This is a genomic window from Rathayibacter sp. CAU 1779 (genome assembly GCF_054551755.1).
Genome location: NZ_JBTOLK010000002.1, coordinates 507,465 through 520,502, shown reverse-complemented (window position 1 = coordinate 520,502; position 13,038 = coordinate 507,465). Strand labels below are relative to the sequence as shown.

The window sequence follows — 13,038 nt, the reverse complement described above, 5'->3', positions numbered from 1 at the left end:
GCAGAGTACGGATACACGGATGCCCGCGGTCGGCGCCCTACTCGCCGCCCGCGGGCATCCGTGGCCGGGTGGTGTCGCACCCGGCAGCCCCCTGGCCGATCGACGGTTCGCTACACGTCCCGCCGCTTGGTCAGGATCGCACCCACCACAGTGACGACCACGACCCATCCCAGGACGACGAGTCCGCCCTGCCACGAGTTGAGCGAGAGGAGACCGTCGTGCATCGTGACCTGCTTCGTGCCCGGGGCCACGTAGGAGTACAGCTGGCCGCCGGCCTGCGAGGGCAGGAACTGCATCAGGTTCTCCACCCACTTCGCCTGCGTGAGGCCGTAGACGAGGCTGCCGATGATCGGGAGCACGAGGAGCGTGCCGAGGATGGTGGCGATGCCGCCGGCCGAGCTGCGGATGAGCGCTCCAAATGCGAACGCGAGCATGGCGACGAGTGCGAGGTAGATCGCACCGCCGAGCATCGGAAGCAGCACGCTCGACGACATGAGGTCGGTGTCGAGCCCTCTGGCGTGGAGGATCCCGCCGGCAACGAGCCCGGAGATGCCGATCGAGACCACGCCGACGACGAAGACGACGACCGTCAGCACGATGAACTTCGCGAAGTAGGCGCCGAGACGCCTGGGGTCGGCCGTGTAGGTGGAGCGGATCATGCCTGTCGCATACTCGCCGCTGATCACGAGGACGCCGAGAACGGCGACGGCGAGCTGCGTGAACACCACGCCGATGGTCGCCGCGGAGACGAGATTCGAATTCGCCGCTTCGGCGGGGATCTGCGAGACGTTGTCGAGGCGGATGAGTCCGGATCCGGCCGCGGCGAGCCCGACCGCGAGCACGATGACGATGCCGAGGCACCAGATCGTGGAGCGCAGGCTGCGCAACTTGATCCATTCGGAGTGGAGCAGGCCGGCGAACGAGAGACGGATGCCGTCCAGCGGGCTCGTCGCCGGTGTCGGGCGCTGCAGAGTGTCGGTCGCGGTGGTCATCGGGTCATCTCCGAGTGGTATTCGACCTCGTCCTGCGTGAGTTCGAGGTAGGCCTCCTCTAGGGAGGCGTCGATGGGCGTGAGTTCGTGGAGCGCGATGCCCGACGCCGCTGCCGCGTCGCCGATCTGCGCTGCGTTGAGTCCCGACACTTCCAGCGCGCCGTCGTCGAACGACGTGACCGTGATGTCCGGACCGGTGAGGGCCGCTGTGAGCGCTGAGGCCTGCGGGGTGCGCACGCGTACCACACGACGCGTCGCGCCCGCGATCACCTCAGAGATGGGAGCATCGGCGAGCACGTGTCCGCGGCCGAGCACGATCAGGTGGTCGGCGGTCTGCGCCATCTCGCTCATCAGGTGCGAGGAGATGAAGACGGTGCGTCCCTCGGACGCCAGATACCGGCAGAATTCGCGCACCCACCGCACGCCCTCGGGATCGAGACCGTTGACCGGTTCGTCGAGGATGAGCGTGTGCGGATCGCCGAGCAGCGCCGCCGCGATGCCGAGGCGCTGCCCCATGCCGAGAGAGAAGCCCCCGACGCGCTTGTTCGCCACCGAGTCGAGCCCGGTCATGGCGATGACGTCCCGCACGCGAGACTTCGGGATGCCGTGGGTCGCCGCGAGCGCGCGCAGGTGGTTGTAGGCGGAGCGGCCGGTGTGCACGGCCTTGGCCTCCAACAGCGCACCGACCTCGTGCAGAGGAGCCCGATGCTGGGCGTACGGCTTGCCGGCCACGAGCGCCCGTCCGGCGGTCGGCCGGTCCAGTCCCATGATCATGCGCATGGTGGTGGACTTGCCTGCGCCGTTGGGTCCGAGGAATCCGGTGACGATGCCTGGGCGCACCGTGAAGCTCACATCGTCGACAGCCAGCTTGGGGCCGTACCTCTTGCTGAGGCCTTCGATTTCGATCATGAGGACAGTCTGCTGGACGGGGTGACCTGGGGCATCCATCCAGAGGATGAGTGGTGTCCGCCTCGACGGCGATCTCGACGTATGGCACTCGTCGAGTTCACGTCTGCCGCCGCTGGTTGAGCGCGCCGAACAGCCGCATGGCACCCACCGCTGGTTGAGCCTGTCGAAACCAGTGACCTGGGTCCGACAAGCTCAACCAGCGGCCGGCGGACCGGCTTGGCCGGCTGGAGGTCAGGCCTGCGTGTCGCGCTCCTGCGCCGCCAGTGCACGTTCGACGGATGCGAGGTTCTCCGACACCATGCGGCGCAGCGCAGCAGGCTCGGCGTTCGCGTCCAGCCACGCCCGAGTCGCCTCGGCGAGCTCGCGGTTCGCGAGCGGATACGGGTACATGCCCTCGACGAGGTACTCGGCGATCTTGTAGGTGCGGGAGGCCCACACGGACTGCAGCGCCTCGAAGTATTTGGCCACGTACGGCTTGAGCAGCGCCGTGTCGTGCACGCGCTGGAAGCCCACCCCGGTCATCCGCACGATCGTGTTGGGCAGGTCGTTAGAGTCGAAGACGCTCGCCCATGCTGCGGCTTTGCCCTCCGCCGTCGGGATGGCGGCGCGGGCCTGAGCCGCGGCCTGTGCGCCGTTCGCCGTGTTGTCGGCGGCGAGAGCGGCGTCGATCTCGGCCGCGCCCGCCGCGCCGCCGGCAACCAGCGACGTGAGCAGTTCCCACGCCAGATCGGTGTCGACCGTGAGGTCATCGAGCACGACGGATCCGTCGCGGAGTCCGGCGACCTTCGCGAGCTGGTCCGGCGTCGAGGCCAGGGCGGCGAAGAACTTCACGAACTGGAACTGCGCATCGCTGCCGGCCTGAGCCGCCTCGGCGAGCTGCCACAGGGCATCGGCGGCCTCCTCGGCGGATGCCGTGCTGCGCTCGGGTGCGACGTACGAATGCACGCTCAGCACGAGTTGGTTGAGCGTGGTGCGCAGCGTGGTGGACTCGGTCTCCGAGCCGATGTTGCCCAGCACCAGGCGCACGTAGTCACGGGCCGGAGTCTCGGCGTCGCGCGTGGCATCCCACACGGATCCCCACACGAGCGACCGCGCAAGCGGCGACTCGATGTCGCTCAGGTGCTCGATCGCGACAGCCAGCGAGTCGTCATCGAGCCGGATCTTCGCATAGGCGAGGTCGTCGTCGTTGATGAGGATGAGGTCGGGACGCTTCTTGCCGACGAGCTCGGGGACCTCCGTGCGCTCGCCGTCCACATCGAGTTCGAGGCGCGCGTCGCGCACCAGGCGCTCCTGATCCGTTCCGGCTCCACGCAGGTTGTAGAGGCCGATCGCCAGGCGATGCGGGCGCAGCGTGGGGTAGTCGGGGTGCGCGCTCTGCAGCACGGCGAACTCGGTCACGATGCCGTCCGCATCCGTCGCGATCGCAGGCCGGAGGGTGTTCACCCCTGCGGTCTCGAGCCACAGCTTCGACCACGACGTGAGGTCGCGGCCGCTCGTGGCCTCGAGCTCGACGAGCAGGTCGCGCAGCTCCGTGTTCGAGTGGGCGTGTTTTTTGAAGTACTGCGAGACACCCGCGAGGAAGTCGTCCTGTCCCACCCAGGCCACGAGCTGCTTGAGCACGGAAGCGCCCTTCGCATACGTGATGCCGTCGAAGTTGACCTGCACGTCCTCGAGGTCGTTGATGGTCGCCACGATCGGGTGCGTCGACGGCAGCTGGTCCTGCCGGTACGCCCAGCTCTTCTCCATGGCGGCGAACGTCGTCCACGCTTCCGACCACTCAGTCGCCTCAGCGGTGGCGAGCGTCGACGCATACTCCGCGAACGACTCGTTCAGCCAGAGGTCGTTCCACCACTTCATGGTGACGAGGTCGCCGAACCACATGTGGGCCAGCTCGTGCAGGATCGTGACGACCCGGCGCTCCTTGATGGCGTCCGTCACCTTCGAGCGGAAAACGTACGTCTCGGTGAACGTGATCGCGCCCGCGTTCTCCATGGCGCCGGCGTTGAACTCGGGAACGAACAGCTGGTCGTACTTCGCGAACGGGTACGGCACATCGAACCGCTCCTCGTAGAACGCGAAGCCCTCGCGGGTCTTGTCGAAGATGTATTCGGCATCCATGTACTCGGCGAGCGAAGCGCGCGAGTAGACGCCGAGCGGAATGGTGCGTCCGTCGCTGCTGGTCAGCTCGGAGTGCCAGCTCGTGTACGGGCCCGCGATGAGGGCCGTGATGTAGGAGGAGATCACCGGCGTCTGCTCGAAGACGGTGGTCTTGGCATCCCCGGACTCCTCGACGGATGCCGCGGGCGAGTTGCTCACGACCGCCCACGCGGCCGGCGTGGTCACCGTGAACGTGAACCGTGCCTTCAGATCGGGCTGCTCGAACACGGCGAACATGCGCCGGGAATCCGGGACCTCGAACTGCGTGTAGAGGTACACCTCGCCGTCCACGGGGTCGACGAACCGGTGGAGACCCTCGCCGGTGTTCGTGTAGCGGGGGTGCGACACGACGGTCAGTTCGTTCTCCGCCTTGAGATTCGGCAGCTGGATGCGCACCCCGTCGTTCACCTCCGCCACATCGAGCGACTCCCCGTTGAGCACGATGGATTCCACGGAGGCCGTGATCGCATCGATGAACGTCGACGCGCCCTCTGTCGCCGCGAACGTCACCGTCGTGGTGCTGAGGAAGGTCTCGTCACCGGTGGTCAGATCCAGTACGACGTCGTAGGTGTGCGTGTCGACGATGGCGCGGCGTTCGGCCGCCTCGATGCGCGTGAGGTTCTCTCCTGGCATGTCTCTCCTGATGTCGATCGACGCGGAAGCGCCGATGATCCTTGCGTGCGGCTGTTGCGGCCGGACCGATGACGGGCTCGTATCGTGGACGATGCCCGATCGTCAAGCCTAATCGCGCGACGCGTGCAGACTTCTAGACTTCGCCTGTGGTCGAACGGGATGAACGCACGGCGCGGCCGGAGCATCGGTGGCCCGTTGTGGTCGCCATCGTGATCGCGCTGGCGTTGTACACCTTCTTGCCCAGCAACCTGTTCGCCATCCAGCGATACGTCGTCGTGGGGATCGGGCTGGTTCTGCTCATCCCGCTGATCGTGCTGAACCCCCACCGGTATACGAAGGAGACACGGTTCTCCCGGTTGTCGGAGGTGGCGCTCGCCCTGATCATCCTGCTCGCCAACCAGCTCACGCTGGTACTGCTCATCGTGCAACTCGTGCACAAGTCCAACGAGGGCGGCTCTCTTCTTCTCGCGTCGCTGCAGGTGTGGGTGACCAACGTCATCGCTTTCGCCCTGCTGTACTGGTGCATCGACCGCGGTGGACCGGTGGCCAGGACGACGGTGAAACGGACGGACCTGAGGCTCGCGGACTTCCGGTTTCCGCAAGATGAGGATCACGACAACGTCGTGGAGGTGCGCGCCGGTTCGTCGATCGACAGCGACTGGGTTCCGACCTTCGTCGACTACCTCTACTTCTCTCTCACCAACTCGATGGCGTTCAGCCCGACCGACACGATGCCGTTGTCGACGAGGGCGAAGGCACTGATGGCGTTGGAGTCGTTCGCCGGCTTCGTGATGCTCGCGCTGGTGATCGCCAGAGCTGTCGCGCAGATCGGCTGACGGCACCCGCCACATTGCCTGCAGCGCGGTGGGTGGTTCCGCGGTGTCCGCGAATCCGGGGCGCCATCGCTTAGATGGATGCCATGACCGACGTTGATTTCTGGTTCGACCCCTCCTGCCCGTGGGCCTGGATGACCTCCCGCTGGGTCGACGAGGTCGCCCCGCACCGCGACCTGAACGTGACTTGGCACATCATGAGCCTCTACGTGCTCAACGAGGACAAGGACGTGTCGGAGTCGTACCGCAGGATGCTGCCCCGCACCCTCCGCTATGCCCGCCTGGTGACGGCCGTGGGGGAGCTCGAGGGTCAGCGCGCCGTCAAGCCGCTGTATGACGCGCTGGGCACGCGGATCCACCCCGGCCATCGCAAGGATGTCGAGGCCGTCGTCGCCGAGGCACTCGCCGAGGTCGGCCTGCCGGCGGACTACGCCCGATTCGCCGACTCCGACGAATACGATGCGCAACTGCGGGCGAGCCACGCGGATGGCATCAGCAGGGTCGGCCAGGATGTCGGCACCCCGGTGATCGCCCTCAACGGAGCGGCCTTCTTCGGCCCGGTCATCTCGCCGACGCCGCGTGGCGAGATGGCGCTCGCGCTCTGGGACGGCGTGGTCGCCGCGTCGTCCTACGACGGCTTCTTCGAGCTCAAGCGCAGCCGCACACGCGAGCCGATCTTCGACTGATCCCGTGCCGCGCCGGGCCACGCCGCCGACCGGTGTCGTTGCCCCGCCGAGAGTGCGCCTTGGCCCCGCCGAGAGTGCGCGTTCGTCCGACCGAGAGTGCGCGTTTGTCCCACCGAGAGTGCGCGTTCGTCCGACCGAGAGTGCGTCTTCGTGCCAGCGTGGCCTCTCTAAACTGATGTCTATGCGCATCCACATCGCCACCGATCACGCCGGGCTCGAGTTCTCCCAGACTCTGCAGCAGCACCTCCGCGAGGTCGGTCACGAGGTGATCGACCATGGACCGCAGGACTTCGATCCGCTTGACGACTATCCGGCGTTCTGCATCAACGCCGCGAAGGGTGTGGTGGCCGATCAGCTGGCGGGCGTGCACGCGCTCGGTGTGGTGTTCGGTGGCTCGGGCAACGGGGAGCAGATCGCGGCGAACAAGGTGCACGGCGTCCGCGCCGCTCTGGTCTGGAACGAGAGCACGGCGCTCCTGGCGCGCCAGCACAACGACGCCAACGTCATCGCGATCGGTGCCAGGCAGCACACCGTGGACGAGGCGATCTCGTTCATCGACACGTTCATCGCGGAGCCGTTCTCCTTCGAGGAGCGGCACGCACGTAGGATCGCCCAGCTCGCCGAGTTCGAGGAGACCGGCGACATCGCAGGCAAGAACGTCGACCACTAGCAATGCCAGAGGGTCACTCCGTCCACCGCATCGCGCTGCAGTTCCGCCGCAACTTCGTCGGCAAGAGCGTGTCCGTGAGCTCCCCGCAGGGACGCTTCGCAGCGGAAGCCGCGTTGATCGACGGCCGCACCATGGTGGATGCCCGTGCAGTCGGCAAGCAGATGTTCCTCGAGTTCGACAACGGCCTGTGGCTGCGGATCCATCTCGGCATCTACGGTGCGTGGGACTTCGCGGGCGAGATCACCGTGGACGACACGATCCGGTCGTCCGGCGGGCGCATGGGCCAGACGAATCAGCACGGAACCGTGCTGGACTCGCGGGGTGAGGACTCGATCGCGAGCATGGGGGCTCCGCGCCGGGCGCGCCTGCGGATGTCCGAATCCGAGAAGGAGGACGACAGCGCGTTCGTCTTCCCGCCGGAGCCCGTCGGCGCCGTCCGCGCCCGGCTCCTCACGGATACCGCGGTCGCGGACCTGCGCGGTCCGACGGCATGTCAGGTGATCGACAGCGAGACGGCGGCATCCGCGATCGCGGGACTGGGACCGGACCCGCGGGTGGATGACGGCCCGGAGGTCGAGGAGGCGGTCGCCCTGGCGCTCACCGCGAAGAAGACGCCGATCGGACTCCTCCTGATGGATCAGTCCATCGTCAGCGGCATCGGCAACGTGTACCGTGCCGAGCTGCTGTTCAGGGCGCGGCTGAACCCGCACACTCCCGGCAACAAGGTCCCGGGCGACACCGCGCGTTCGCTATGGCGGGATTGGGCCCACCTGCTCGAGGTCGGCGTGCGCACCGGTCAGATGATGACCATGGATGACCTCACGCCGGAAGACTGGGCGAAGGCGATGGTCAGTCGTGAGGACCGCCACTGGGTGTACAAGCGCGAGGGGTTGCCCTGCAGGGTGTGCGGAACGCACATCGTGATGGAGCTGATGACGGCGCGCAAGCTCTACTGGTGCCCGTACTGCCAGGCGTGAACTGCCGGGCTGGCTTCAGCGAGTGCAACTGTGCGGACAGACTCCTCGCGCACCGCGGGTCGAGCCTGTCGAAATCCGATCCGCAGAGACACGAAGAGGGGTCGCGACCCGTGGTCGCGACCCCTCTTCGTTTGTGTCTGCGCTACTTCGCGATGTGCGCGAACAGCAGCCAGCGATCCTTGTCCAGGCCCCGAGCGATCTCGATCGCTACGTCCTGACTGGTCTGGTCGAGCTCGTCCAGTTCGCGAACGGCGGTGTTGACGGTCTCGAGGGCTGTGTCGATCTGGCCGATGACCTCGGCGATGGACTGACCGGACTGCACGAATCCGTCGCTCAGCGCCGGCGCCTTCGTGTTGGCTGCCACCGTCGCGATGCGGGCGTCGATCGGCAGGCCGAGCGCGACGATCCGCTCGGCGGCGGTGTCTGCCCACTCCTGGGCGTGCTCGACGAGCGTGTCCAGAAGCTCGTGCACGCCGATGAAGTTGGCGCCGCGCAGGTTCCAGTGCGCCTGCTTGCCGTTGACGACGAGCGCCTCGAGCTCGATGACGACGGGCGTCAGGAACTGTGCGGTTCCGGCGGCGACGTCGGGGTTGGTGGTGGCCTTGGGTGTCGTGTCGGTGGTGCTCATGGATGCAGGCGTCCCTTCGCTCGTGATGACACGAACAACGCTACGCAGCCAGCGGCATTCCGCAAGCAAGCACAGGCTGGGCTAAGTCGCCCAGCCAACCAGACGGAACGGCACTACTTGCCGGCCATGACTCCGTTGACGACGAGCAGGATGTTGCCCACCAGTCCGAAGACACCGAGCACGATCGAGATCCACGACACGATCCGCGTCCCGGTGTACATGCCGCTGCCGAAGCCGCGTACCCGGATCAGCGCCCAGATGTTGAGGCCGATGCCGAAGAGCGACAACGGTTCGAGCAGCCACCAGAACCAGGCGGTGAGCGAGAGCACCAGTCCGATCACCGCGATGATGAAGGACCGCTGCTTGCGGACGAGCTCTTCATCGGCGGTGCGCGATTTGCCCTTGGGCGCGTCGTCCGGCCATCCAGATTCGACGGTCGCTGCAGCCCGCTCGCCGTACTCCGGCTTTCCGGACGACTGGGGCGCCTTGCCGGCGGCCCGCGCGGCCACCTCGGTGCGCTGCTGCGTGCCCTGCAGCTTCTGACGGTTCGTCATGAGGGTGACCCGGGCATCCTGAAGGATCTGCACCTCGGCCTTCTCGGCGGCGAGGTCACCCGACCCGCCAGCCGCCTGCGCCTTCTTGGAGTATGCGGCGAGGATGTCGGAGGCACTGGCATCCTGCGCGACCTCGAGAATGGCTGCTGCTTCGTCTGGGGTCATCGTGGGCTTTCATCGTCGGCGCACGGCGACCGTGCCGTGCTGGGGGCTCGTTGCGCAGCTCTGCGCTCGTCAGAGACGATTCTCGCAAATCGACGGCCGAGTGAGCGAATGCGGCCTCGTCAGCGGATGTGCAGGGTGTCGTCCTGACCCGTCACCCGATAGTCGCTGGGCTTGGTGTGGGTGGTCACGACATTGTGGTCGCCCTGCACCGTCACCGACCCGAGTGCCGGCACCGAGATCGAGTTGTTCTGCCCGGTGATCTGCACCGAGCCGACGGAGTCGGCCGTGAGGGAGATGCCGTTGCCCTTGATGATGGCGGATCCGACACGGTCGGCCACGGTGATCGAGTCGGACTCGCCCTGGATGTTCAGCGAAACGGCCCGCTCGATGCGCACCGTGATGCCCTTGCCGTTCACCGAGACGGATGCGCATTCTCCCGACAGCAGGAACGTGCGCGATTGCCCGTCCAGCTCGATGGACGTTCCAGGAGCGCACGTATGCCTGCCTCCCGTTGAGAGGTGAGTGGTGGCGTCGACCGGAGGGGCAGCCGCCGTGCAGGCGGTCAGACCGAGAGCGAGAACGCCCAAGATGATGGCGGACACGGCGCGGGATAGTGCAGTGGTGCGCGTCGGCATCCGCCCATCCTGGCAGATCGATGCGTCCCCTTGTCCAGGGCACACTTCAGTGACGGATGCTCATGCTTCGCCCCGGATTCGCTGGGCTCACGAACGGACGCAAAAGGCTCCGAGCGTGCCGTTCGGCAGTCTCGGAGCCAGGAGAGGGGATGACGGGAATCGAACCCGCACCATCAGTTTGGAAGCTTGGACAATTCGCTCTCGGAGCGACCAGTCAGGTCGCGGAATTTCCCGCTTCTGACCAGCGGATTAAGCGTATCAGAATCCCGACAGGGGGTGACTCAAGCCGACGTGAATCGACACCAGCCGACACCGAGATAGCCCACGTTAGCCCACGACTGATGACCGCGATTTCGGCGTCTCCGAGTCGCTGCTACCGTCCGTGTCATGACAGTGGCATATGCCGATGGCGATGGCATGACACCGGTCGTTTGGATGACGGTCGAGCAGTACTGCGCGGCATCCGGTGCGAAGGATCGCACCGTGCGGCGGTGGTTGGCGGCTGGCGAGCTCCAGGGTGCGCAGCTCGTCGACGGCAAGTGGAGGATCCCGCCTGGCGCGCACCGCGTGCCGGCGCCTGCGGATGTCGTCGAGCGGATCGAGACGACAGCGGTCTCCTCGGATGCCGTGGCGATCATCACTGCGGCGCCTGAATTGGTCAGGGCGCCGCTGTGCGGCCTGTACACGCTCGAACAGGCCGCGGATGCCCTCGGGACTACACCGGCGGTCGTTCGACGTCTGGGGAGGGCGGGGAAGCTCGATCTGGGCCGTTACGGGCCACACGGCGCGCTTGCGGTGTGGGCGGACGCGTGATTTACGCGGCGCGTGCGTCCTCGGCGGCTTGGAGTGCGACGCGTGCGGCGGTGTATTCGGGCGCCCACTTGGTGGTGGGTGCGAGGTCTTCGGCGATGCGGATGCAGAGCGCTTGGTATTGCTCGCGCGCGTCGCGTGCGGCTTGGGAGCGAAGCCATGCGGCGTGGAGGTCGGGCGTGCGCTTCATGCCGTCCCAGAACTCCATCTGATCGTGCGATGGCGAGGGTAGGCCGGCCTGCCGAGTGGTGTGATCGATCTGGTAGAGCGCTTGCCGTTCGGTGGGCGCTTCGATGATCTGCCCGTCGGCGAGCCGGATGCGAAGCGGCGCACCGTCGGATGCGTCGTCGACGAACACGGCGCCCTCGAGGAACTGATGCACGACTGCCCGCTCGAGGCGTACACCACTTAGGCCGCCGAGTCGGTGCTCCCGCATGAACGATTCGTACCGGTCAAGGTGCTTATGAAACTCGTTGTAGAGGCGTTCCGCTTCGGGGGTGTGGGCGGTGGTCCGCTCTCCGTTGCCGACGTCGATGTAGGCGGGCAGCAGCGCGTAGATGGCCTCGAGCTCGGCCGCCGCGGATGCAGGAATGCGGGCGACGACCTCGGGTGTGTCGATGAGGCGGGGGAGTCGGACGGAGACGGTCTTGGGGTGCATGGGAGGCAGTTAAACACCCGCCGCTGACGGCATCCGTAGAGAACGCGCGATAGTGCGACGGTTCGCGACTCACTCCCAGCGAACTCCCAGAGCGGGTCGTGAATGCGCCGCCTTCAGGTGGTCCGTGGGTCGGGCCGCTCGAGGTCGCGACGTTGGCGTGGTCGATGCCGACGGCGAGTGTGCGGGAGCCGATGCGGGGATCCTCCGCGAACGCGGAGAGCTCGAGTGATCCGTCTGCGTCATCCATCGTCGCGAGTCTCGATACTCCCGGTGCCGCGCATCCGCGCCGCGCGGGCAGTGTCGCCGGTGACGCCGAGGAGCGCGCCGTGCGCAAGTGCGCGCAGCGTTTCCCGGATCTGCCCCGCCCATGTCGTTGTATCGCGGTGCATTGCGCTGCGGAACGCGGCCAGTCGTCGTGATGAGTCCAACTTGATCGTCTCCGTGCCCTGGGGGAGGTGGGGGAGAGGCGGGAACAAGGGGTTGTTCATCGGACGCCGAGGATTGTCGCCTCGGTGTAGGCGGGGGTGTTGACCAGGGCGACGTGGTGTAGGCGGGCTTTGGTGATGACGCGGAGGCCGGCTTCGCGGTGTTCTTCTTGCGCGACGAAGCCGATGCTGCATCCGCCGTAGGTGTTCTCCATCGCGTTTTCGAGTGCGCCGCGACCGGAGGGGGTGTCGTAGAGCCTAAAGCTGCCGTAGAGGCCATCGGCGCGGTCTTGGAAGTGTTGCGCGACGCCGACGGGCCGGTTGCTGATCGCGTGGTCTTCGACGAGTCGGATCTTGCCGGGGTCCGCGGTGGTGACGGACGCGAACGCGTGGGTGGCGATCTTCTCCGGCGGCTTCGTGTACATGGTGGGCGTGTTGTACGGGACGCATCGCAATTCGATGTAGTGCATCCCGTCGGCCGATCGCACCTCGAGGCCGGCCAACGCCGTCACGAGCTGCTCGGGTGCGTGCCGCGGCTCCAACGCCAGCGGTTGCGCGGGCGCGTAGACGGGCTGTGGGACGTCGAAGCTGGGGAGCGTTGCTTCGTGGCCGAGTAGATCGAGCTCGAGCGCGTACGGGCCGGGGACGGCGTGCCAGGGCTGCCCGCCGGGTCGCGTCGCGAACACTTCGGGGCCGAGGAATCCGCGCACTTCGGAGCCGGTGAACGCGGGCGAGGGGACGAGGGATGCTTCGTGCACGGCGGCGCGGCTGCTGCGGGTTGCTCGCCGATAGCCGATGGAGAGTGCGTCGCTGCCGTCTCTGAGCGCGTCGAGGACCGCGATGCGCAGGGTGGGATCGTTCTCGATTTCCCAGAGGACGTCGAGGCCGGCGGGGGTCTCCTCGATCTGGACGGAGCGGCCCACCATTTGTCCGTCGTGCCCGATGGTGAGCGGGATGCCGTGGTCGGGTGACCATTCGGCGGAGGTGACGATTTCGCCGTCGTTGCGGCTGCGGGTGCCGTAACTGACGGCGCGGCCGTAGACGAAGCTCTTCCGGAATCGGTCGATCCCTGACGAGGCGATCGTCTTCGCGACCGCACTGAGGCCGGGCGTGCCGATTCGGTACAGCCTGCCGGTGTCGATGGCGGGCATGGATCCTCCAACCCTCGGGGTGGTGGCCGTACCGGGATGCTCTCGCGCACCGCGTGCGCCGGCGATTCCCCTACTCCGGTCGTGCCAATGGTGCCCAGCCCGAACCGGGGGCCATGACCCCGGTTGTGCCCGAGGTAGTCGGGGCCGCGGTGCGGC

At 66.9% G+C, this 13,038-nt stretch carries 13 protein-coding genes; 5 read left to right on the top strand and 8 right to left on the bottom strand.

Features of this window, described 5'->3' with window-relative positions:
* Positions 1–110: 110 nt before the first annotated feature.
* The 3 genes from ACX9R5_RS13355 to pepN form a co-directional block, all read right to left on the bottom strand.
* Complete coding sequence (locus tag ACX9R5_RS13355) at positions 111–992, bottom strand: ABC transporter permease subunit (RefSeq protein WP_459409515.1); 882 nt, start codon at positions 990–992, stop codon at positions 111–113.
* Positions 989–1,900: an ABC transporter ATP-binding protein gene (locus ACX9R5_RS13350; RefSeq protein ID WP_459409514.1), complete on the bottom strand. Its 912-nt coding sequence runs from the start codon at positions 1,898–1,900 to the stop codon at positions 989–991. Before ACX9R5_RS13350 ends, ACX9R5_RS13355 begins: the two co-directional genes overlap by 4 nt.
* A gap of 231 nt (positions 1,901–2,131) precedes the next feature.
* The gene (gene pepN, locus ACX9R5_RS13345; RefSeq protein ID WP_459409513.1) at positions 2,132–4,690 is read right to left on the bottom strand and encodes an aminopeptidase N; all 2,559 of its coding nucleotides are present in this window, start codon (positions 4,688–4,690) and stop codon (positions 2,132–2,134) included.
* 146 nt (positions 4,691–4,836) lie between these two features.
* Between pepN and ACX9R5_RS13340 the strand changes: the two genes are divergently transcribed.
* From ACX9R5_RS13340 to ACX9R5_RS13325, 4 genes are all read left to right on the top strand, one after another.
* Positions 4,837–5,526: a hypothetical protein gene (locus ACX9R5_RS13340; RefSeq protein ID WP_459409512.1), complete on the top strand. Its 690-nt coding sequence runs from the start codon at positions 4,837–4,839 to the stop codon at positions 5,524–5,526.
* Positions 5,527–5,609: 83 nt separating this feature from the next.
* Positions 5,610–6,209, top strand: a complete 600-nt coding sequence (locus ACX9R5_RS13335; RefSeq protein ID WP_459409511.1) for a mycothiol-dependent nitroreductase Rv2466c family protein — start codon at positions 5,610–5,612, stop codon at positions 6,207–6,209.
* Positions 6,210–6,390: 181 nt separating this feature from the next.
* Complete coding sequence (locus ACX9R5_RS13330; RefSeq protein ID WP_459409510.1) at positions 6,391–6,879, top strand: ribose-5-phosphate isomerase; 489 nt, start codon at positions 6,391–6,393, stop codon at positions 6,877–6,879.
* Between the two features lie 2 nt (positions 6,880–6,881).
* The gene (locus ACX9R5_RS13325) at positions 6,882–7,856 is read left to right on the top strand and encodes an Fpg/Nei family DNA glycosylase (protein WP_459409509.1); all 975 of its coding nucleotides are present in this window, start codon (positions 6,882–6,884) and stop codon (positions 7,854–7,856) included.
* Positions 7,857–7,998: 142 nt separating this feature from the next.
* On the opposite strand, the gene ACX9R5_RS13320 is transcribed toward ACX9R5_RS13325, so the two are convergent.
* The 3 genes from ACX9R5_RS13320 to ACX9R5_RS13310 form a co-directional block, all read right to left on the bottom strand.
* On the bottom strand, positions 7,999–8,484 hold the full coding sequence (locus ACX9R5_RS13320) for a Dps family protein (protein WP_459409508.1): 486 nt from the start codon (positions 8,482–8,484) through the stop codon (positions 7,999–8,001).
* A gap of 113 nt (positions 8,485–8,597) precedes the next feature.
* The gene (locus tag ACX9R5_RS13315; protein WP_459409507.1) at positions 8,598–9,203 is read right to left on the bottom strand and encodes a hypothetical protein; all 606 of its coding nucleotides are present in this window, start codon (positions 9,201–9,203) and stop codon (positions 8,598–8,600) included.
* 119 nt (positions 9,204–9,322) lie between these two features.
* A complete protein-coding gene (locus ACX9R5_RS13310; protein ID WP_459409506.1) occupies positions 9,323–9,805 on the bottom strand; it encodes a hypothetical protein in 483 nt (160 codons plus the stop codon).
* A 420-nt stretch (positions 9,806–10,225) separates the two neighbouring features.
* Here ACX9R5_RS13310 and ACX9R5_RS13305 point away from each other — a divergent pair, with 420 nt between their 5' ends.
* Entirely contained in the window at positions 10,226–10,651 is a 426-nt protein-coding gene (locus ACX9R5_RS13305) for a helix-turn-helix domain-containing protein (RefSeq protein ID WP_459409505.1), read from the top strand.
* Between the two features lies 1 nt (position 10,652).
* Here the strand turns inward: ACX9R5_RS13305 and ACX9R5_RS13300 are convergent, their stop codons facing one another.
* Both ACX9R5_RS13300 and ACX9R5_RS13295 read right to left on the bottom strand, forming a co-directional pair.
* Positions 10,653–11,306 (bottom strand): hypothetical protein, encoded by a 654-nt coding sequence (locus ACX9R5_RS13300; protein WP_459409504.1) that lies wholly within the window; start codon positions 11,304–11,306, stop codon positions 10,653–10,655.
* Between the two features lie 484 nt (positions 11,307–11,790).
* The gene (locus ACX9R5_RS13295) at positions 11,791–12,882 is read right to left on the bottom strand and encodes an HK97 family phage prohead protease (RefSeq protein ID WP_459409503.1); all 1,092 of its coding nucleotides are present in this window, start codon (positions 12,880–12,882) and stop codon (positions 11,791–11,793) included.
* Positions 12,883–13,038 lie beyond the last annotated feature (156 nt).